The sequence below is a fragment of the Acinetobacter sp. TW_SC_4 genome (genome assembly GCF_054861205.1).
This window is the reverse complement of the sequence record NZ_JBSLRK010000002.1, coordinates 1-18,604: the sequence shown is the minus strand read 5'-3', so window position 1 is coordinate 18,604 and position 18,604 is coordinate 1. Positions and strand designations below refer to the sequence as shown.

Genomic DNA, 18,604 nt, shown 5'->3' with positions numbered 1-18,604 from the left:
TTCCTATTTACGGAATAATTACCATAACACAGGATTGGACATGCAGAACAAATTGGAAATGATGCGTATCTTTTGTGTCGCAGCAGAGTCTCGAAATTTTAAAGAGGCAGCCACTCAGCTGGGTATTTCCCCACAGTTAGTGACACGGGCAATAAAAGAGCTAGAAGAGCAGCGCGGAGAGATTCTGTTCTACAGGAGTACTCGACAAATTAAAATTACCGCTGATGGTGAGCGTCTGGCAAAGCAAGCACGTTTTGCGGTGGGATCCATTGATGCTCTGCTTGTAAAAGACACCAAGGAAAAACGAGATGAAATGCGTGGGACTGTCCGTGTTACTGTGTCGTCTGTGTTAGGGCGCAAATTGGTAGTACCTGCACTAGCAGAATTTGCCACACGTTATCCAGATATTGTCGTGGATTGTGTGCTAACAGATTCACACTCGGATGTGATCGATGAGCGGATAGATATCGGGATCAGATTTGGATTTTTGCCGGACAATCGATATGTGGCAAGGGAATTGGCTAAAGTGAACTTTTATTCCGTGGGTACGCCAGAGTTAATTGATAAGGTTGGAATGCCCAAAAAAATTATTGACCTAGATAAATACCCTCTAACAGCATTAGTCGATCATAAAACAGGACGTTACTGGCCATGGACATTCACCGAAAGTCGAAGCTTTACGCCATCAAAGCCCCGTTTTATTACAGATGATCTAGAAGCTGAATTTCAAGCGATTCTCGCTGGAGTTGGATTCGGACACATGCCTGGATTTCTAGTTTTGCCGTGGCTTAGGAGTGGTAAGCTCATTCAGATACTTCATGAGGAAACCTCTCCTGTTTGGCGCCTGTATTTATATCGTCCACAGCGGGGCCCGACACCTTTGCGAATCCGAGCATTGTTTGATTACTTAATGGAAGTGCTGGGCCATATAGAAACCTGAATCAGATAAGACCATCATGTATCTAGAGTAACTACAATTTTTCCTATTTGCTGATTTGATTCAAGATAGCGCTGAGCGTCATGCATGTCCTCAAAGTTAAAGCAACGGTCGATCACTGGACGAAGATATCCTGCACCTATACTGCTAAGAATAAATCGTCTGGCTTGCTCCCTTAGAACAGGGTCATGCAGAACCTCAAGGAACAAAAAACCTCGCATGGTTAAGCTCTTGCGTAATGCAACTTTAAGGGGAAATGGTGTGATCTCTGGGCTAAGTGCACCATGCATAACCATAGTTCCTCCCACAGACATCGCTTTTGCAATCTGTTCAATATGTGGCCCTCCTACAGCATCAAAGGCGACATCAAGATATTCTCCACCCAAACGTGAAACAAGCGCCTCATACAAATCGGGTTCATCTTCACTGGCTATAACATTTTTAACACCGAGATCCAGTAAACGTTGCTTTTTCTCTATCGTTTGTGTACTTGCAATGACCTTAGCACCCGCTGCTTCAGCGATCTGTATCGCAGCTAGTCCTACACTACTTGAAGCTGCTGTGATCAAGATCGTTTTTCCTTTCGAAACTCCACCAGCATGGATTACACCACCCCAAGCCGTCAAATACTGCATCCAGATTGAAGAAGCTTCTTCCCAGCTTAAACTATCAGGTTTGTGAACTAAAAAAGTTTCTGGAATCAGAAGCTTGTCCGTATATGTCCCATATTTGGCTAGATTGTCAGTCGGAAGAATCGATACTGCATCTCCTGGAGAAAATTGGCGTACATCTTCACCTATCGCAAGAACTATGCCTGCTCCCTCATATCCCAGACGAGAAGGGAATACTGCCTTTTGAATATAAGTACCACGCCGAAACATTACATCAGCCCGGTTGAGTCCGATCGTTTTCATCTGGATTAGAACTTCTCCTGCTGCTGGTAAAGCAACAGGAAGTGTTTCTAATGTCAGAACATCTGTATCTCCAATACTATTGAAGCGCCAAGTCTTGGCCTGAAGTGCGTTAAATGACATCAATCACTACCTTAATATTGGCAGAGCGATCTTGAACAGCATCATGAGCCTCAATCGCTTGGTCTAGAGTAAAATGACGAGGATCAACAATAGGACGCAGTTTACCTTCCTCAACGAGACGAGTCGCGATCTTAAGGATATCACCATGATGAGCGCGGCGATTGCCTGTTAACATCGGCATTAGGACGAATACGCCAGACACTGTGGCACACCGTAGAGATGAACTCGCTAAATTATGATTACCAAATGCAGCACAGCTGGTAATGTGGCCATAGTGAGTTGTCATGGAAAGTGAAGCTTCGAGTACTGGACCACCCACAGTGTCGTAAACAATGTTAAAACCTTGACCCTCAGGGCTTGCAGCAATAATGTCATCGGAAGATGCTGTTGTGTAATCGAGAGGTGTTGCACCGAGTTCTGAAATCAGTGATTGATCAGCTGTACGACCAGTCGCCCAAACATTTGCATCAAGTGCTTTTGCAAGCTGAACCACCATATAACCAACGCCACCAGCACCACCTTGAACCAGTACAGTTTGCCCTGGTTGGACCTTCGCATTATCCACTAAACCTTCCCAAGCGGTGAGGAACGTCAATGGTAGTACTGCTGCCTCGCGCATAGAGATATTCCGTGGCTTTAATGCGATCAGATCAGCATCTGCTACAACATATTCTGCTAAAGATCCTTGAAGATTACGAACGCCACCAATCAGACCGTAAACTTCATCTCCGACGTTGAAGTGAGTGACACCTTCACCAATAGCAGTTACAACCCCAGCCATATCTGTTCCCAACACGGCAGGAAGCTCTGGCATAGCATATGGTGCTTCACCAAGACGAATTTTATAATCAATAGGGTTTACACCACTGGCATGAATACGTACTAGAACTTGCCCAGCCTCTGGTTGAGGTATAGGGAGTTCTACACGTGTAAATTCATGAGCACCAAAATTTTCTAGGATAAGAGCATTCATCATCTTATTCATAGTTGTTCCTTATTCTTAACTGGGGGATGATATGCACAGTACCAAAGTAAATTAATCCAATAAATGATATTTATAGGATTTAATAATTCCTAAATAATGAATAATAAATATCATCCGCTCACTAAAAATATTCTATTACAGTCTGTAAAGGCAGTTTAATCTAAACTGTCGGTAGTATTTTCAAGGCTTGAAACGTTCAGAATATCTACAAAGTGGCTAAAATTTGAAACATAATTCTAAAAGGTCACAGCATTACAAAGAACATGAGCCAAAATAAAAAATGGCAGCTAAAAGTCCCATTTTTTTTGTGACCTTCGCATAAGCTCTACGATGTTAATTTAAAAAAACTAAAAACAGGGATAGAAAATTTTCGCTAAAGACCTTTTTGATTTTTCGATTTATAAAAATTATTGCTTTTTTTATACTATGGGGTACTATAGTATAAATGCTAGCAAATAAGGAGGTCTGATGCCTAATCAGGTTGAAGACAAAAAAAAGATTCTTCTACGCGTCAGAAAGATCAAAGGTCAGACGCAAGCGATTGAAAAAGCGTTAGAAGACAATGTGGAATGTGGTGCAATTCTGCAACAAATATGCTCTGTGCGTGGTGCTATTAATGGTTTAATGAATGAGATGTTAGAGGTTCATTTAAAAGACACTTTAGTATCAGGTGAAACCACAGAACAACAAAGAAAAGAAGAATTGGCTGAAATCGCCAAGATTCTAAAATCATATTTAAAATAGATCTGTATAAGGAATTATTCCATGAAGTCACGTGCTGCTGTTGCGTTTGGTCCTGGTCAACCTCTTCAAATTGTTGAGGTTGATGTTGCACCACCGAAGAAAGGTGAAGTATTAATCAAGATCTCCCATACCGGTGTGTGTCATACAGACGCATTTACTTTATCTGGCGATGATCCTGAAGGTGTTTTTCCGGCTATTCTCGGGCATGAAGGTGCTGGTGTCGTAGTTGAGGTTGGTGAAGGCGTGACTAGCGTCAAACCAGGTGATCATGTAATTCCACTTTACACCGCTGAATGTGGCGAGTGCGTATTCTGTAAATCTGGAAAATCGAACTTGTGTATTTCCGTTCGCGAAACTCAAGGTAGAGGCGTAATGCCAGATGGCACAACTCGTTTTTCCTATAATGGTCAACCGATTTACCACTATATGGGCTGCTCAACGTTCAGTGAATACACGGTAGTGGCAGAAGTATCATTGGCTAAAATCAATCCTGAAGCCAATCACGAACATGTCTGCTTACTAGGTTGTGGTGTCACAACGGGTATCGGTGCAGTACACAACACCGCTAAAGTACAAGAAGGTGATAGTGTTGCGGTCTTTGGTTTAGGTGGTATTGGTCTGGCAGTCGTACAAGCCGCACGTCAAGCTAAAGCAGGACGTATTATTGTGGTTGACATGAATCCAGATAAATTTGCGCTGGCAAAAGAGTTTGGTGCAACGGACTTCTTGAACCCTAAAGACTACGATAAACCGATCCAGCAAGTAATTGTCGAAATGACTGGCTGGGGTGTAGATCATTCATTTGAATGTATTGGTAACGTGAATGTAATGCGTGCAGCCCTTGAAAGTGCACACCGTGGCTGGGGACAATCCGTAATTATTGGTGTAGCTGGCGCAGGTCAAGAAATCTCTACCCGTCCATTCCAACTGGTTACTGGTCGTAAATGGTTAGGTTCTGCTTTTGGTGGCGTAAAAGGTCGCACGCAACTTCCAGGAATGGTTGAAGATGCCATGAAAGGTAAAATTCAATTAGAACCATTTGTGACACATACGATGGGCTTGGATCAGATCAATGAAGCCTTTGATCTAATGCATGAAGGTAAGTCAATTCGTACTGTAATTCATTACGAATAATTCCATCAGACCTTATACTTTTCCATGCATGTGCATCATGAATGATATGCATGGAATCCTCTAAAACGGCACATCATCTGTAAAACAGATCTATCTGTGTAGGCATCATGTATAGGTTCAATAAACCTGCCTACATTTTAAATCTTTATCACTATTCTCTGTGGAGAATGTCAGACTCTTTGTTTACTCGATTTCTCATGAAGTCTTGCTCAACATAGGTAATTGATTATGGAAATAATTGAGAAACATGCTTCTTTTGGTGGATCGCAAGAAGTGTATCGCCATCAGTCAATAGCATTAAACTGTTCAATGAAATTCTCAATATATCTGCCACCTCATGATAAAGATGAGCGGTTGCCAGTTTTATATTGGTTATCAGGACTGACTTGCAACGAACAGAACTTTATTACTAAAGCCGGAGCACAAAAGTATGCGGCTGAACATAAAGTCATTATTGTTGCACCAGATACCAGCCCACGTGGAGAGGATGTACCAGATCATGCAGATTATGATTTAGGCCAAGGCGCAGGATTCTATGTGAATGCAACACAAGCACCCTGGTCACAGCATTTCAAAATGTATGATTATATTGTGGAAGAGCTCAGAAATCTGATTGACCTGAATTTTCCGACCAATCAAGTCCAAAGCATTATGGGGCATAGCATGGGTGGTCATGGTGCATTAGTAATTGGGTTAAAAAATTCTGAGCTGTATAAAAGTATTTCTGCTTTTGCACCAATTGTTGCACCTAGCCAAGTACCTTGGGGGAAAAAGGCTTTTACACACTACTTAGGTGAAACCGAAACTTTATGGAAAAGCTATGATGCGATTGAATTAATCAAAAACGCTGAAGTTCATTTACCTATTTTAGTCGATCAGGGAACAGCTGATGATTTTCTTGAAGAACAGTTAAGGCCTAAGCTTCTTAGTGATATTTGTTTGGAACAAGAATATCCTCTTACACTTAACCTAAGAGAAGGGTATGACCATAGCTATTACTTCATTGCGAGCTTTATAGAGAAACATCTAGAGTTTCACAGCAAATTCCTAGCTAAATAACTTTCATAGATATGAGGATGTACACTATTGTTCTTGAATGCTTCTTGAGCAATATAATTTCCAGATGAAGAGGTCAGCTTATAAATCTAAGGTAGAGTCAATTGATCCTTATATAACTAAGATTGAATTTAATCATCTCATATCTTAATTTTTTGATTCAAATGTTAATGATATTAACTTGAATAAATTCATAGCATTATGTCGAAATAAAAAAATCAGATTTTGGCTCAGCTATGGGAATTTTTTTTAACTTTTATACAACAAAACTTTCTGACATGCATCCATTAGCAATGTAAGAATCGTTTTAATTCTAATCAATTGTGGAGTTTTAGTCATGCTTAAAACAGCTTTATATGTCCGCCTTGAAGCTAAACCGGGTAAAGAAGACGAAGTGGAAGCTTTCCTTAAAGCCGGTTTACCTATTGTAATGGAAGAACCTGCGACAGTTGCGTGGTTTGGCCTACGTCTTGGACCTACAACATTTGGTATTTTCGATGCATTTCCTGATGAGGCGGGTCGCCAAGCACATCTATCTGGCAAGGTTGCAGCTGCGTTGATGGCTCAGGCCGAAGAGCTATTTTCAGAGCCACCGTCTATTGAAAAAGTAGATGTTTTGGCGAGTAAACTACCAGCTTAAACCGACGCTTAAATGTATGAGTGTGCTGCCTGAAATTTTGAATGAAAGGCAGCACTTTAACCCTGTGAGGTTTGTCAGAGGCTTTTTATTCAAGTTGGGCTACTTTATTTAATGGCTTAATTTCATCATTTACATGGGTCAATATCAAAACAGGGTAAATAAACGAATGCACCCATTTACATGCTTTATATTGAACCAATATATTTAATTTACTGTCGCATTTGTACATCTGCTAAACCGTGCCAATCTGCTTTAAATATTCAATCACCACTGTTTTGTATAAGCCATTCACTGTTTTAGCCAATGCGTTCATGACCATGTCAGTAGTCATGCGTGTTGATACCTTTCATCCAACAATCGCTCGTGAAAATACATCAATAATAAAAGCGGTATAGAACAAGCCTAGATTTTTTTAACCATCACTAAAGTTGCAAGCTGAAATAATTTTTATAAAAATAGACGACTGGTCTATTTTTATGTATAGTCACCACATGGTGTAGGCAAAAGCCGCAGTGTTGTCCAATTTTTTAAAGTTTATTTGATGAATAACGGTGGTTTTTCAAATCAATTAGTTGATCATCCTAGGATAAAAATATGCTGAATTTTAACTTTTATAATCCGACCCGCATTATTTTTGGTGGCGATACAATAGCTAAAATCAATGACTATGTGCCTACAGAAGCAAAAGTATTAATGTTGTTTGGTGGTGAAAGTGCACGTAAGAATGGTACTTTAGCTGAGGTGCGTGAAGCATTAGGTGCAAGAGAAATTCATGAATTTGGCGGAATTGAGCCGAATCCGAGTTATGAAACCCTCATGAAAGCTGTAGAGCTGATTCGAGAACAAAAGATAGATTTCTTGATGGCTCTCGGTGGTGGATCGGTAATTGATGGTACTAAATTTATTGCAGCAGCAGTCAATTATACAGGGGATGCATGGGAGATTTTAGAAACCCATGGTACTAAAATTACCCAAGCTTTGCCTTTTGCTAGTGTACTCACCCTTCCAGCAACTGGTTCAGAAATGAATAGCGGTGGGGTAGTCACCAGAAAATCGACCCAAGCCAAATTGTCATTTAGCAGTCCCTATGTTTTTCCACAATTTTCCGTACTCGATCCGAATAAAACTTTTAGCTTGCCGACGCGCCAGTTAGCAAATGGCGTGGTCGATGCATTTATTCATGTCATGGAACAGTACTTAACTTACTCTGTGAATGCACAAGTACAAGATCGTTTTGCCGAAGGTCTATTGCAAACTCTGATTGAGATTGGACCGAAAATCTTTGAAGATTCAGCAGATTATGACACGCGTGCGAATTTGATGTGGTCTGCTAGCATGGCACTGAATGGGCTAATTGGAGCTGGGGTACCACAAGATTGGTCAACCCATTTGATTGGACATGAGCTCACGGCTTTATATGGTATTGATCATGCTCGTACCTTGGCCATTGTGTTGCCGGCTAATCTACATGTACGTCGTCAAGAGAAGCGAGAAAAATTACTACAGTATGCAGCTCGTGTCTGGCAGATTGTCGAAGGTGATGAAGAACAACGTATTGATACTGCTATTGCTCGTACTCGAGCCTTCTTTGAGCAACTTGGATTGCCGACTCGTCTTAGCGATTATGGACTGGGGGAGACAGATATTGAGATCATCATTACGCAACTTAAATCACATAATCTTACACAGCTAGGCGAACATAAAAATGTTTCATTAGAGATCAGTCGCCAAATTCTCGAGATGAGCATCTAAGCTAAATGCGCGTATCTAGCATGCTCTGACCCTGTAACAATGCTCCTCAATCATGAAAATTATCGGAGAAATAACATGAAAATTTTAATCGTTTTAACCTCACATGATCAACTTGGCAATACTGGTAAGAAAACAGGTTTCTGGCTAGAGGAACTTGCTGCACCGTATTACACCTTTATTGACTCTGGTGCTGAAGTTACGTTGGCGTCGCCTCAAGGTGGGCAGCCACCACTAGATCCGAAAAGTAATTTAGCAGATGCACAAACTGAAACCACTCATCGTTTTGAAGCTGATCCAACTGCAATGCAAGCATTGGCACAGACGCATAAACTTAGCGAAATTTCTGTAGCTGATTATGATGCAGTGTTTTATCCAGGCGGGCATGGCCCATTGTGGGATTTAGCAGAAGATCCGATTTCAATTTCTCTGATAGAACAGGCGATTCAGTCTGGCAAACCTGTTGCAGCAGTGTGTCATGCCCCAGGTGTTCTTCGTCATGTGAAAGCGAGTAATGGAGCGCCTTTAGTTAGCGGTAAATTAGTGACTGGTTTCACCAATACTGAGGAGGCCGCTGTAGGTTTGACTGAAATCGTACCATTTTTAGTTGAAGACATGCTTAAAGAAAACGGTGGTCATTATTCTAAAGTAGATGATTGGCAAGTATATGTTCAAGTAGATGGCTTGCTGGTTACTGGACAAAATCCAGCATCTTCTGCTGCAACTGCCTCAGCATTACTTCAATTGTTGAAATAAAGAGTAGCTAGTGCCTGTTGTGGTGCTTAGTAGTGAATAAACTTCTAACTCTGAGCAACTGGCTCAATAAGCAAAATAACCCTCACTTAATGGTGAGGGGCCTGAGTGAATAGCTTTCCTTCCTTTATTTTTCTATATACAGGAAGGATGGGTATTTAATGTAGATCAATTAAGTCATGATGACTTGGATACACAGTGAAATGAAAGACAGTAAACTTTTTCAAAACTTAAGCTTAGGCCCTTATGTTTTGAAAAACCGTATTGTATTGCCACCATTAACGCGGTCGCGTAGTACTCAGCCAGGGAATATTCCAAATGAACTGATGGCAACCTATTATCAACAGCGTGCCGGGGCAGGATTTATGGTCACCGAAGGTACGCAAATCGAGCCACGTGGTCAAGGCTATGCTTGGACTCCAGGTATTTACAGCCCTGAACAGATTGCTGGATGGCGTAAAGTGACGGAAGCAGTGCATGCTAAAGGAGGTATTATTTTTGCACAACTTTGGCATGTTGGGCGTGTTTCACATACATCTTTGCAACCCGATCATGCATCACCGGTCGCGCCTTCGGCTATTAAGGCTGATAATAATGTTAAAGTCTTTATTGAGACCGGGCCCAATGCAGGTGTCTTGGCTGATCCTTCAATGCCACGTGCTTTAAGCAATGCAGAAGTTAAAGAATTAGTGCAACTCTATGCTCAAGCTGCACGCAATGCCTTGGCTGCTGGTTTTGATGGAGTTGAAATTCATTGTGCAAATGGTTATTTGGTAAATCAATTTATCTCTGCACATAGTAACCACCGTGAAGATGAATATGGTGGATCACTAAACAATCGTTTGCGTTTTTTACGTGAAGTAGTACAGGCAGTTGCTGAGGTGGTTGGTGCAGATCGTTTAGGAGTGCGTTTTGCCCCACTATTTGAAAGTACAGAGGAAGATCGTGTGTACATGGGGTTGGTTGAAGATGATCCACATGTGACTTATATTGAAGCCATAAAAATACTTGAAGAAGTTGGGATTGCCTATCTATCTATTGCAGAAGCTGATTGGGATAATGCACCAGAACTTCCTCACGATTTTCGTAAAGATGTCAGAGACACTTTCAGTGGTCGTATTATTTATGCAGGTCGATATACGGCAGAAAGAGGGACTCGAATTTTAGAGGCAGGACTGGCCGATTTAATTGCATTTGGACGCCCATTTATTGCGAATCCAGATTTACCCGATCGCATCGCTAATGGCTGGCCATTGAATGCAGTAGATGCAAGCACTATGTATGGTGGGACGGAAAAAGGCTATATTGATTATCCAGCTTACGCAGATTAATCTCGACTAAGTGAGTTATTTTGCCAACCTTTGTGGTTGGCAAAATAAGGACTTAGGATTGCTGTTGCCAGCACAATTTCTTGTTAAAACAAATTCTTAAAATTTTTTAGCTGTGTAATGAGCCAACCTGCCAGTGGGAAAGAAATCAGTTGCGTTACTGGCACTAATACTATGACTTCAATCAACACCATCATCGGGAAACTTTGATGCTGAGTAATTGGCTTTAATAAAGTGAGTACTAGTAATAGTGTGGGATATAAGCCTAAATATCCGACTAAAATACGAGTCATGAGGGCTTTAGAAGGAGAATTCATTGCGCGCTATACTCATTGATTGTAAATCGATCTAATAGCAATACATGAATAAGTAATCATTGGGTTGCTATCATAAACCATTAATTATGTTGTTGATATTTAATTTAATTTTTATGAATCTTCGCTTTTTAATAGAAATTTAGTTGCTCTCAGAGCTTGATGTAATGGCGTTTTATCTTTTTGCAACTTACTCAGTAATGCTGCACCTAACCACATTTGGTAAAGTACTTGTGCCAACGTCGAGGCCTCAGTATCTGCTTGGATAGACTGATCCTGTTTTCCCAAATCAATTAAAGCAGCAATCCGTTGGATTACATCATCGACGCCAGCGGACATAATGGAGCGCATATCTTCAGATAGATCGGCAACTTCTGCGGCAAGTTTCACAATTAAACAGCTATCCGCCCAACCACACTGTGTTTCAGGATCTTCTATCCATAAATTAAAATACTCAATCAGCTTTTGATAAGGGGATTTATCACTACGCCATACATCATTTAAACGGACTTGGTAATTATCCACATAATGTTGTACCAATTCACATCCGAAAGCTTCCTTGGATTGGAAATAATGATAAAACGAGCCTTTAGGGATCTCACAGCTCTGTAAAATTTCCTGTAATCCTACACCAGTAAAACCTTTATGCAAAATCAGGTCTGAACTGGTATTAAGAATGTGTAAGCGCTTCGCTTCAGACTTTTTAATAGGAGTAGGCTTCATATTAATTATTTACTCTATTGTAAAAAAATAGACCGGTCGTATTGTTTTTTATTATAACTCATCTACAATGGATGTAAAGAAATTTTAATCATAATTTTTGATTATGAAGAGAAATACTTTTAAATAAAACATGGAGTTATATGTGTGAAAACAGTTATTAATCAACGCATCGTTTTAGCTAAACGGCCAGTGGGTGAGCCAAAACACAGCGATTTTCGTATTGAACAAGTTGAGCTCAATGAACTTAAACAAGGCGAGATATTGTTAAAAACCATTTACTTGTCACTCGATCCTTATATGCGTGGTCGCATGAGCGATGCTCCTTCATATGCAGCACCGGTTGAAATTGGCGAAGTGATGGTCGGTGGAACAGTCAGTCAAGTGGTGGCCTCTAAAAACCCAAAATTCAAAGAAGGCGAGTGGGTTCTTTCAGGAAATGGCTGGCAGGGCTACGCAATTTCTAATGGGACTGCATGTCAAAGCTTAGGTATGCAACCTGAACATCCATCTTGGGCACTGGGTATTTTGGGAATGCCAGGATTTACTGCTTATATGGGGCTGTTGGACATTGGTCAGCCTAAAGCCGGTGAAACTTTAGTCGTTGCAGCTGCAACGGGACCTGTTGGTGCTACGGTTGGACAGATTGGCAAAATTAAAGGTTGTCGCGTGGTTGGCATCGCAGGTGGGTCTGAAAAATGTCGTTATGCAGTAGAAGAGCTCGGTTTCGATGCTTGTATCAATCATCATGATGAAAATTTTGCAGAACAATTACAACAAGCAGTTCCCAACGGTATTGATATTTATTATGAGAATGTAGGGGGTAAAGTGTTTGATGCAGTATGGCCATTGCTTAACTCTGCGGCACGTGTACCGGTGTGTGGTGTGGTTTCCCAGTATAACGCTACCGAGCAAGCACAAGGGCCAGACCGTTTACCGGGCTTTATTTCCACCCTTTTAAGAAAGCGTATTCGCATGCAAGGCTTTATTATTTTTGATGATTATGGCAGTCAGTATCCGGAATTCTATCAGCAAATGTCTGAATGGTTGAAAGACGGAAAAATCAAATATAAAGAGCATATGGTGCAAGGTTTAGATAACACGATCAATGCTTTCAATGGTATGTTGAAAGGCGAAAACTTTGGCAAAGTCGTTGTAAAAATTTAAAAAAATAGGAATTATCATGATTACACTACATCATTTAGATCAATCACGTTCTTTTCGCATTTTGTGGTTACTTGAAGAAATCAAGCAGCCTTATGAGCTGAAACGCTATTATCGTGACTCAAACACGCATTTGGCCCCTGACTCTTTAAAAACCATTCATCCTTTAGGGAAATCTCCAGTATTGGAATGGGATGGCAAAGTTATTGCAGAGTCAGGCGCAATCGTTGAGTTATTAATTCAGAAACTTGCGCCGCATTTAGGACCAGATATGGATGAACCTACCTATGTCGATTATCTACAGTGGATTCATTTCTCAGAAAGCTCTGCCATGCTGCCATTTTTATTAAAAACGTTTAATGCGATAGAAACCAAGCAGGGCACGAAGTTGGTATTTCTAGAAAATTATACTCAAGTTGAGTTCGATAAAGTATTTGGCCATTTAAATGAATATTTAAAAGATAAAGAATTTCTAGTGGCAGACCGTTTAACCGGTGCTGACTTTATGATGGGCTTTGGACTACATGCTTTAGTTTATCATATGGGACAAGGTGAAAATTATCCGCATATCCAACGTTACGTAGCAGGTTTAAGCCAACTACCTAGCTGGCAAGCCGCAGTACAAATTGAACAAAATGGTGTGAAAAGTCAAAAATAGCAAGATTGTTTTTTTAGGCAATTGAGAAAAAGAATCATGATTGACAAGTACATCTGGTTATAAAATAAGCTGACACTTAGTTAAAGTAAACGCCTAATGAATTTCATCGGGCGTTCTTTATTTTAAAGATAAGGAATTACCATTATTTAAGACAAGTTTCGCCTATTCTTTCACTGCAAATTCCTATCAAAAGGGCTTGAATATCACGACGGTTACCTTGAAAGATATAATCAACTTTTGAAAGAAAAGTGACTAACGCACAGCAAGATTAAATTATTCCTCGGGGGATTAAACAAGTGATCTACATCATTTTACTAACATAAACACATATACGTAAAAATCACGCCCCAGTTTAACTGGCACTAGTTTTTGAACCCTTGTATAAAAGCTTAAACGAATCTAGCAAGTCTTTATTTAATGTCAATACTCATCCAGTATTGAGGTTTTTTATCTTTTCTTGCCTGTGATCTAGGTTGTAATACTCTAATTTCATACTCACCTGAAGCAGGTAAAATATAAAGACCATTATTATCAAGCTCTGGAGAATATTCTCCAAGATTGCAATATCAATATGCTTTTGTCTTCTACAAAGCGTGGTGTACGAATATCACTGATATTCGGGGCTGCTCATCCGCAAAGTTTAATCATACTTTGCACAAAGCCTGTGACCATACGTAAAGACAGACGGAATAAGGATTTAATCATTAAGCAGCATTGGATGGCTGCATCGGAGTAGATTTGATTTCGTCCTAGTTTGCCTTTTGATGGAGCATACCATTGCGTAGCAGGATCAAACCAAATGGCAATGTTTCCGCGACTCATGAGTGCTCGGTTATATGCGGACCAATTGGTTGTGCGGTAAATTTTATGTGTATGCTTCTTCATTTGAAAATTATATTGCTGAAAAAGCCCTTAAGAACATCTTTGTGCAACAAAGCCGTTCGAGATTGTTATGATCTTTTTTGACGGAAAACAAATTTTCCCTGATCAAGCAAATAACTTTAAAATTTTCTTAATGAGCAAGATGGCCAATACTTATTAGAAGAAAAATCTTTTGTTTATGATGCTGAAAATGATCAATTTCTAGAATTTGATATACAGGCATTTTATTCCCTTTCATCTGCAATTCCAGACTAGCAAGACCCGCCTTTTAAAGGCAGTTTTCCTATGTAATAACATGATAAATCAGAATTAGGATTGTAAATTTTTCACCCACCGAATTTTTTGTGCCAGCTTTTATAATGCGCCAAATTGCTGCCAAGTCTCATCATTATGTAAAGAGTCATAATAATTTTGCAGTTCTACTAAATCATAATATTGAATATAAGCTAATAGTAATAGGCCGAGGATCAGTCCAACTTTAAGACAACTAAGTCTATTTGGCTTTCTATATAAATTATCTATTCCAAAGGCAGTTAAAATTAAAGCAGGAACCAATACAATTGTTTTTAAATGGTTTAGAAAGTGAATTCCATGTGTATACAATAACCCAATAATAAGCAAAACTAACCCTAAACTGGTGTAAATACGGTCATGCAGAGAAGTGCGTAACGCGAAATTACATTGAAAAGCTAAAATAAAAGTTGCAAATAAATAAAAACCAGTCCCACCAATAATGAACGTATAAATTGCATTGAATAGGCAATAAGCCAACAGCACTGATAGTACGAAAGAATAGAGTTTGGTATAGAGAATATGTGAAAAGGGGAAAATCTGTTTCATAATTTGCTCTATTGAAAACTCACATCATATTAAAAGAGGATTTGAAGCTTAACATGCTATTCACTTTTTGCCACTGTGGCATGTTTTTTTTAGTGTTGGAGATGGCTTAAATAAATGTCGCGTACGAGTAGAGCTTAGACCACAGATTATTAAACACAGCGTCCCTCCAATAAGTACTGCTGGCACCACAGAAAAATAGCGCGTCATCAGGCTCATGTGTAGGGCACCGAGCTGATTGCCTGAAGTGACTAATATGCCATTTAAAGCCGCTACACGCCCTAATAGTGCTTTTGGGGGGAGTTGCTGTAATAAAGTTTGTCGAATGACCATGCTGATGCTATCAAAGGCACCGATTAAAACAAGGAAGAAGACTGAGAGCCAAACATGAGAGGATAGTGCAAAGGCTAAAGTACACAAAGCAATTGCAAAACTACTATAGAGCATATTTCTCCATGCATTTTGCATCGGAGAATAACAGGTCAACATCAACATCATGATACAGGCGCCAATAGCTGGTGCAGCTCTGAGTATACCTAAGCCTTCAGCACCAAGATGCAGGATATCGTGTGCAAAAATAGGCAGTAAGATAATGACACTACAAAAAAGCATGGCGCCGAAATCCAGCAACATACTCCAAAACATTAGTGGATGTTTAAAAATAAACAAATAGGCTTCTTTCAAACTTTTGCTTAAATGCTGTTTATGGGGGCTAGGGAATTGACGAGGACTTAATCCGAATAAGCAGATGCTACCCATGCAACACAAGAAAAAAACAATAAAGAGGGTTTTTTCAAGCCCAAGTTGGCCGAGTAAAAGTCCTGCGCATAAAGGCGCTAAAATGCCGCCTATTTGCCAAATGAGCGCGGTCCATGTGGCTGCATTGCTATAGACTGACTCGGGGGTTAGAAAAGGGCGTAATGAATTAAATGATGGGCTGTAGATGCCTCTAAGTATGCCTAAGCAAAAGATGAGGCTATAAATGCCGCATAAAAGTGTATTTTGTTGAATGTGCTGTTGTTGGTACTGAGAAAAAAGAACAATAAATAATAATGGAATTAAAGTGCTACAGCTAAAACTCCACTGCACAATTTTTTGTCGGTTATAGCGATCAGCCCAGTCGCCACTGATCAGGGAGAGGAAAATAAAGGGGAGTAACTCAATTAAGGCAATCATGCCAAGGCTGAGTGGATTTTGAGTGAGTTGATAGATACTATAGGCAATGACGACTTCTTGAATCATGATGGTTAGAATTAAGCACAACTGATTGACACTCAGAAGTGAAAAATCACGTGAACGAAAAGCCAAAAAAGCATCGGAATGGAAAAGCGACATAAACAGAATAGTTTCAAATATGAATTAAAAAAGGATGGCGCAAAGTCCATCCTTTTTAGGGTTTAAAGCAGATTACTGTGCTTTTGCTACCGCAATAGTTTCGTCATTTGCAGCTTTAGCCATAGGTGTATATTTCAAACCAAGGGTTGTGCTGGTGTATTGGCGAACTTGGTCAAGAAGCACAGGATTAGTGCTGAGTTCTTGTTGGTACGATTTTACAATTTCATGTAATTTCGGATTCCATTTACCTGCTACTTGCTGAGGGAATGCTTTTTCAAGCAAGCTCAACATAATATAAGGGGAAGTTGAAGCACCAGGAGACGCACCTAATAGGGCAGTCACAGCACCATCTTGTGATGCAAAAATCTCGGTACCAAATTGCAAGCTTGCAGGTTTGCCTGGTTCTTTCTTAATGATTTGAACACGTTGACCACCTTGATTCATACGCCAGTCTTCTGGTTTTGCATCAGGATAGTATTTTTTCAACTCATTAAAACGGTCTTCATCGGTCATCATGACTTGGCTAACTAAATATTTCACCAAATCAAGATTTTCCATACCTACAGCGGTCATTGGTAAAACGTTGTTTTTAGTGGTTGATTTCAATAAATCAAGCTGAGAACCTTGTTTTAAGAACTTGTTTGAATAAGTTGCAAATGGACCAAACAACACATATTTTTTACCGTCGATATAACGTGTATCAATATGTGGAACAGACATTGGCGGTGCGCCTAATTCAGCACGACCATAAACTTTTGCAGTATGACCTTCAGTGACTTTTGGGTTGTCGGTCATTAAGAACACGCCACCTACAGGGAAGCCAGCATATTGCTTCGCTTCTGGTAAGCCTGTCATTTGTAAAAGTTTAACCGCTGCACCGCCTGCACCAATAAAGACAAATCGCGTTTTCACGTGATCTGTTTTCCCTGTAGTGAGGTTTTTAAATGCAACAGTCCACGTTTTATCATCGTTTTGGCTAATGCCAGTCACTTCAGTCGATGTTTGTAACTGGAAATTAGGTTGTTTTTTAAGGTGATCGACCAATTGAGTGGTGATTGAACCATAGTTCACATCCGAACCTACATCCATGCGTGTTGCAGCTACTTTTTGTGCAGCATCACGGCCATTCATCACCAATGGTGCCCATTGTTTAATTTCAGCAGGATTCTCAGAGAATTTCATGCCATAAAACATTGGGTTTTTAACCATTGCAGCGTAACGTTTTTCGAGGAAATTCACGTTATCACCCCAAACGAAAGCAATGTGCGGTACAGGGTTGATGAAACTATTTGGTCGTCCCAAAACACCTTCTTTGACTTGATAAGACCAGAACTGTTTTGCAACTTCAAATTGTTCAGCCACTTTTACAGCTTTGGTAATGTCCATTTTCCCATCTTTTTCAGAGGTGTAGTTCATTTCCATAAAGCCAGAGTGACCTGTGCCTGCATTATTGAAGCCGTTAGAGCTTTCTTGTGCAACTTTGTCTAGGCGTTCATACATGCGAATTTGCCAGTTTGGCTCAAGTTCACTAAGATATGTGCCTAGGGTTGCACTCATGATGCCACCACCAACTAAGACTGCGTCAACGACAGGCTCATTGCTGGTGTTTTGAATTTTCTTAGACGCGATAGGTCTAAATAAAAAGATTAGTGCTGCAATAATAAGCAGAACGATGAATACCAATAGGTATTTTAAAAATTTGTTCATGCGATTATGACCATGGAGGGCAGGTTTGGATCGCTTTATAGCGAAGACAAGAATAACAATTATGGTGATAGGAACACTTGTAAAGAATTAGCTTAGAGAATTGAAGTAATACTCAAAATTACAAGTATGCAAAGATTAACGTTCGAAGCTATCACACATTTTTGATTGATGGATATTTTAGACTAAATATGTATTGACTTAGTAATTTTTATTCTAAATGAACATAATTAAAATATAAATACCAATGATGTTTGTTCTTGTTTATTGGTTTTTATTTTAATTCAATATCTGGTTTAAAAAAAATCAGATGTTGAATATTTATACAAATACTCAGTAATTTATTAAAAAGAAGCTTATAACTTGTTTCAAGGTTACTTTCCAACGGCTTTATTGCACAAATATTTGAAAGGCAAAGCGCCCCTAATTGAGCCAAATTTAAGGCGTAACTTGGGTAAGTGGTCGACCTAATTCCGTAAATCTATTAATGACTGCTACACGTGCATGAAGCTCATTGACTTGGCTATCAAAACTCCTTGTACTGAGTTTATCTCCTAATAATTTAATGCAGCGCATCTTAGTTTCAACTAAACTTCGCCGATGATAACCTGACCATTTTTCCATAGTGTC

General features: G+C 39.8%; 16 protein-coding genes and 5 pseudogenes. 10 read left to right on the top strand and 11 right to left on the bottom strand.

The window, feature by feature from the left end:
- The first annotated feature begins 40 nt into the window (after positions 1–40).
- A complete protein-coding gene (locus ACWM1W_RS15600) occupies positions 41–940 on the top strand; it encodes a LysR family transcriptional regulator (protein WP_461603324.1) in 900 nt (299 codons plus the stop codon).
- A gap of 14 nt (positions 941–954) precedes the next feature.
- On the opposite strand, the gene ACWM1W_RS15595 is transcribed toward ACWM1W_RS15600, so the two are convergent.
- Both ACWM1W_RS15595 and ACWM1W_RS15590 read right to left on the bottom strand, forming a co-directional pair.
- A complete protein-coding gene (locus tag ACWM1W_RS15595; protein ID WP_005237577.1) occupies positions 955–1,971 on the bottom strand; it encodes a zinc-dependent alcohol dehydrogenase family protein in 1,017 nt (338 codons plus the stop codon).
- Positions 1,961–2,956, bottom strand: a complete 996-nt coding sequence (locus ACWM1W_RS15590; protein ID WP_312088294.1) for a zinc-dependent alcohol dehydrogenase family protein — start codon at positions 2,954–2,956, stop codon at positions 1,961–1,963. The genes ACWM1W_RS15595 and ACWM1W_RS15590 overlap by 11 nt, the downstream gene beginning before the upstream one ends.
- Before the next feature lie 468 nt (positions 2,957–3,424).
- On the opposite strand from ACWM1W_RS15590, the gene ACWM1W_RS15585 reads away from it, so the two are divergent.
- From ACWM1W_RS15585 to ACWM1W_RS15570, 4 genes are all read left to right on the top strand, one after another.
- Complete coding sequence (locus tag ACWM1W_RS15585; RefSeq protein WP_001133624.1) at positions 3,425–3,700, top strand: metal/formaldehyde-sensitive transcriptional repressor; 276 nt, start codon at positions 3,425–3,427, stop codon at positions 3,698–3,700.
- Between the two features lie 21 nt (positions 3,701–3,721).
- On the top strand, positions 3,722–4,834 hold the full coding sequence (locus ACWM1W_RS15580; RefSeq protein ID WP_000842149.1) for an S-(hydroxymethyl)glutathione dehydrogenase/class III alcohol dehydrogenase: 1,113 nt from the start codon (positions 3,722–3,724) through the stop codon (positions 4,832–4,834).
- 228 nt (positions 4,835–5,062) lie between these two features.
- A complete protein-coding gene (gene fghA / locus ACWM1W_RS15575) occupies positions 5,063–5,893 on the top strand; it encodes an S-formylglutathione hydrolase (RefSeq protein WP_034171248.1) in 831 nt (276 codons plus the stop codon).
- A 334-nt stretch (positions 5,894–6,227) separates the two neighbouring features.
- Positions 6,228–6,530, top strand: a complete 303-nt coding sequence (locus ACWM1W_RS15570) for a putative quinol monooxygenase (RefSeq protein ID WP_000920558.1) — start codon at positions 6,228–6,230, stop codon at positions 6,528–6,530.
- 85 nt (positions 6,531–6,615) lie between these two features.
- Here ACWM1W_RS15570 and ACWM1W_RS15565 read toward each other — a convergent pair.
- Positions 6,616–6,933, bottom strand: a pseudogene (locus tag ACWM1W_RS15565) (IS3 family transposase); the annotation flags it as partial.
- Positions 6,934–7,124: 191 nt separating this feature from the next.
- Between ACWM1W_RS15565 and ACWM1W_RS15560 the strand changes: the two are divergent.
- The 3 genes from ACWM1W_RS15560 (at position 7,125) to ACWM1W_RS15550 (ending at position 10,363) form a co-directional block, all read left to right on the top strand.
- Entirely contained in the window at positions 7,125–8,282 is a 1,158-nt protein-coding gene (locus ACWM1W_RS15560; protein ID WP_375726170.1) for an iron-containing alcohol dehydrogenase, read from the top strand.
- 75 nt (positions 8,283–8,357) lie between these two features.
- Complete coding sequence (locus ACWM1W_RS15555; protein ID WP_004915316.1) at positions 8,358–9,035, top strand: type 1 glutamine amidotransferase domain-containing protein; 678 nt, start codon at positions 8,358–8,360, stop codon at positions 9,033–9,035.
- A gap of 200 nt (positions 9,036–9,235) precedes the next feature.
- Entirely contained in the window at positions 9,236–10,363 is a 1,128-nt protein-coding gene (locus ACWM1W_RS15550) for an alkene reductase (protein ID WP_375726171.1), read from the top strand.
- A gap of 83 nt (positions 10,364–10,446) precedes the next feature.
- On the opposite strand, the gene ACWM1W_RS15545 is transcribed toward ACWM1W_RS15550, so the two are convergent.
- A complete protein-coding gene (locus ACWM1W_RS15545; RefSeq protein WP_001087973.1) occupies positions 10,447–10,677 on the bottom strand; it encodes a hypothetical protein in 231 nt (76 codons plus the stop codon).
- Positions 10,678–10,788: 111 nt separating this feature from the next.
- Positions 10,789–11,397, bottom strand: coding sequence for a TetR/AcrR family transcriptional regulator (locus ACWM1W_RS15540; protein ID WP_004281836.1), 609 nt, complete (start codon positions 11,395–11,397; stop codon positions 10,789–10,791).
- Positions 11,398–11,541: 144 nt separating this feature from the next.
- Between ACWM1W_RS15540 and ACWM1W_RS15535 the strand changes: the two genes are divergently transcribed.
- Both ACWM1W_RS15535 and ACWM1W_RS15530 read left to right on the top strand, forming a co-directional pair.
- Positions 11,542–12,561 carry an NADP-dependent oxidoreductase gene (locus ACWM1W_RS15535; protein ID WP_375726172.1) on the top strand — a complete coding sequence of 340 codons (1,020 nt, stop codon included), beginning with the start codon at positions 11,542–11,544 and terminating at the stop codon, positions 12,559–12,561.
- Between the two features lie 16 nt (positions 12,562–12,577).
- Positions 12,578–13,216: a glutathione S-transferase family protein gene (locus ACWM1W_RS15530; RefSeq protein ID WP_375726173.1), complete on the top strand. Its 639-nt coding sequence runs from the start codon at positions 12,578–12,580 to the stop codon at positions 13,214–13,216.
- A 410-nt stretch (positions 13,217–13,626) separates the two neighbouring features.
- Here the strand turns inward: ACWM1W_RS15530 and ACWM1W_RS15525 are convergent.
- The 6 genes and pseudogenes from ACWM1W_RS15525 to ACWM1W_RS15500 form a co-directional block, all read right to left on the bottom strand.
- Positions 13,627–13,776 (bottom strand): annotated as a pseudogene (locus ACWM1W_RS15525) (PPC domain-containing protein); the annotation flags it as partial.
- Positions 13,773–14,101 (bottom strand): annotated as a pseudogene (locus ACWM1W_RS15520) (transposase); the annotation flags it as partial. The pseudogenes ACWM1W_RS15525 and ACWM1W_RS15520, both read right to left, overlap by 4 nt.
- A 351-nt stretch (positions 14,102–14,452) precedes the next feature.
- Complete coding sequence (locus tag ACWM1W_RS15515; protein ID WP_004780074.1) at positions 14,453–14,938, bottom strand: hypothetical protein; 486 nt, start codon at positions 14,936–14,938, stop codon at positions 14,453–14,455.
- Between the two features lie 56 nt (positions 14,939–14,994).
- Positions 14,995–16,270 (bottom strand): annotated as a pseudogene (locus tag ACWM1W_RS15510) (MFS transporter).
- A gap of 72 nt (positions 16,271–16,342) precedes the next feature.
- Positions 16,343–17,977, bottom strand: coding sequence for a malate dehydrogenase (quinone) (gene mqo / locus ACWM1W_RS15505; RefSeq protein ID WP_004812147.1), 1,635 nt, complete (start codon positions 17,975–17,977; stop codon positions 16,343–16,345).
- 435 nt (positions 17,978–18,412) lie between these two features.
- Positions 18,413–18,595, bottom strand: a pseudogene (locus ACWM1W_RS15500) (IS5/IS1182 family transposase); the annotation flags it as partial.
- Positions 18,596–18,604 lie beyond the last annotated feature (9 nt).

Coding starts and splice junctions, on each gene's coding strand:
- ACWM1W_RS15590 (WP_312088294.1), bottom strand. CDS start 2,956: ATGAATAAGATGATGAATGCTCTTATCCTAGAAAATTTTGGTGCTCAT.
- ACWM1W_RS15600 (WP_461603324.1), top strand. CDS start 41: ATGCAGAACAAATTGGAAATGATGCGTATCTTTTGTGTCGCAGCAGAG.
- ACWM1W_RS15545 (WP_001087973.1), bottom strand. CDS start 10,677: ATGAATTCTCCTTCTAAAGCCCTCATGACTCGTATTTTAGTCGGATAT.
- ACWM1W_RS15515 (WP_004780074.1), bottom strand. CDS start 14,938: ATGAAACAGATTTTCCCCTTTTCACATATTCTCTATACCAAACTCTAT.
- ACWM1W_RS15570 (WP_000920558.1), top strand. CDS start 6,228: ATGCTTAAAACAGCTTTATATGTCCGCCTTGAAGCTAAACCGGGTAAA.
- ACWM1W_RS15550 (WP_375726171.1), top strand. CDS start 9,236: ATGAAAGACAGTAAACTTTTTCAAAACTTAAGCTTAGGCCCTTATGTT.
- ACWM1W_RS15580 (WP_000842149.1), top strand. CDS start 3,722: ATGAAGTCACGTGCTGCTGTTGCGTTTGGTCCTGGTCAACCTCTTCAA.
- ACWM1W_RS15560 (WP_375726170.1), top strand. CDS start 7,125: ATGCTGAATTTTAACTTTTATAATCCGACCCGCATTATTTTTGGTGGC.
- fghA (WP_034171248.1), top strand. CDS start 5,063: ATGGAAATAATTGAGAAACATGCTTCTTTTGGTGGATCGCAAGAAGTG.
- mqo (WP_004812147.1), bottom strand. CDS start 17,977: ATGAACAAATTTTTAAAATACCTATTGGTATTCATCGTTCTGCTTATT.
- ACWM1W_RS15530 (WP_375726173.1), top strand. CDS start 12,578: ATGATTACACTACATCATTTAGATCAATCACGTTCTTTTCGCATTTTG.
- ACWM1W_RS15555 (WP_004915316.1), top strand. CDS start 8,358: ATGAAAATTTTAATCGTTTTAACCTCACATGATCAACTTGGCAATACT.
- ACWM1W_RS15540 (WP_004281836.1), bottom strand. CDS start 11,397: ATGAAGCCTACTCCTATTAAAAAGTCTGAAGCGAAGCGCTTACACATT.
- ACWM1W_RS15585 (WP_001133624.1), top strand. CDS start 3,425: ATGCCTAATCAGGTTGAAGACAAAAAAAAGATTCTTCTACGCGTCAGA.
- ACWM1W_RS15595 (WP_005237577.1), bottom strand. CDS start 1,971: ATGTCATTTAACGCACTTCAGGCCAAGACTTGGCGCTTCAATAGTATT.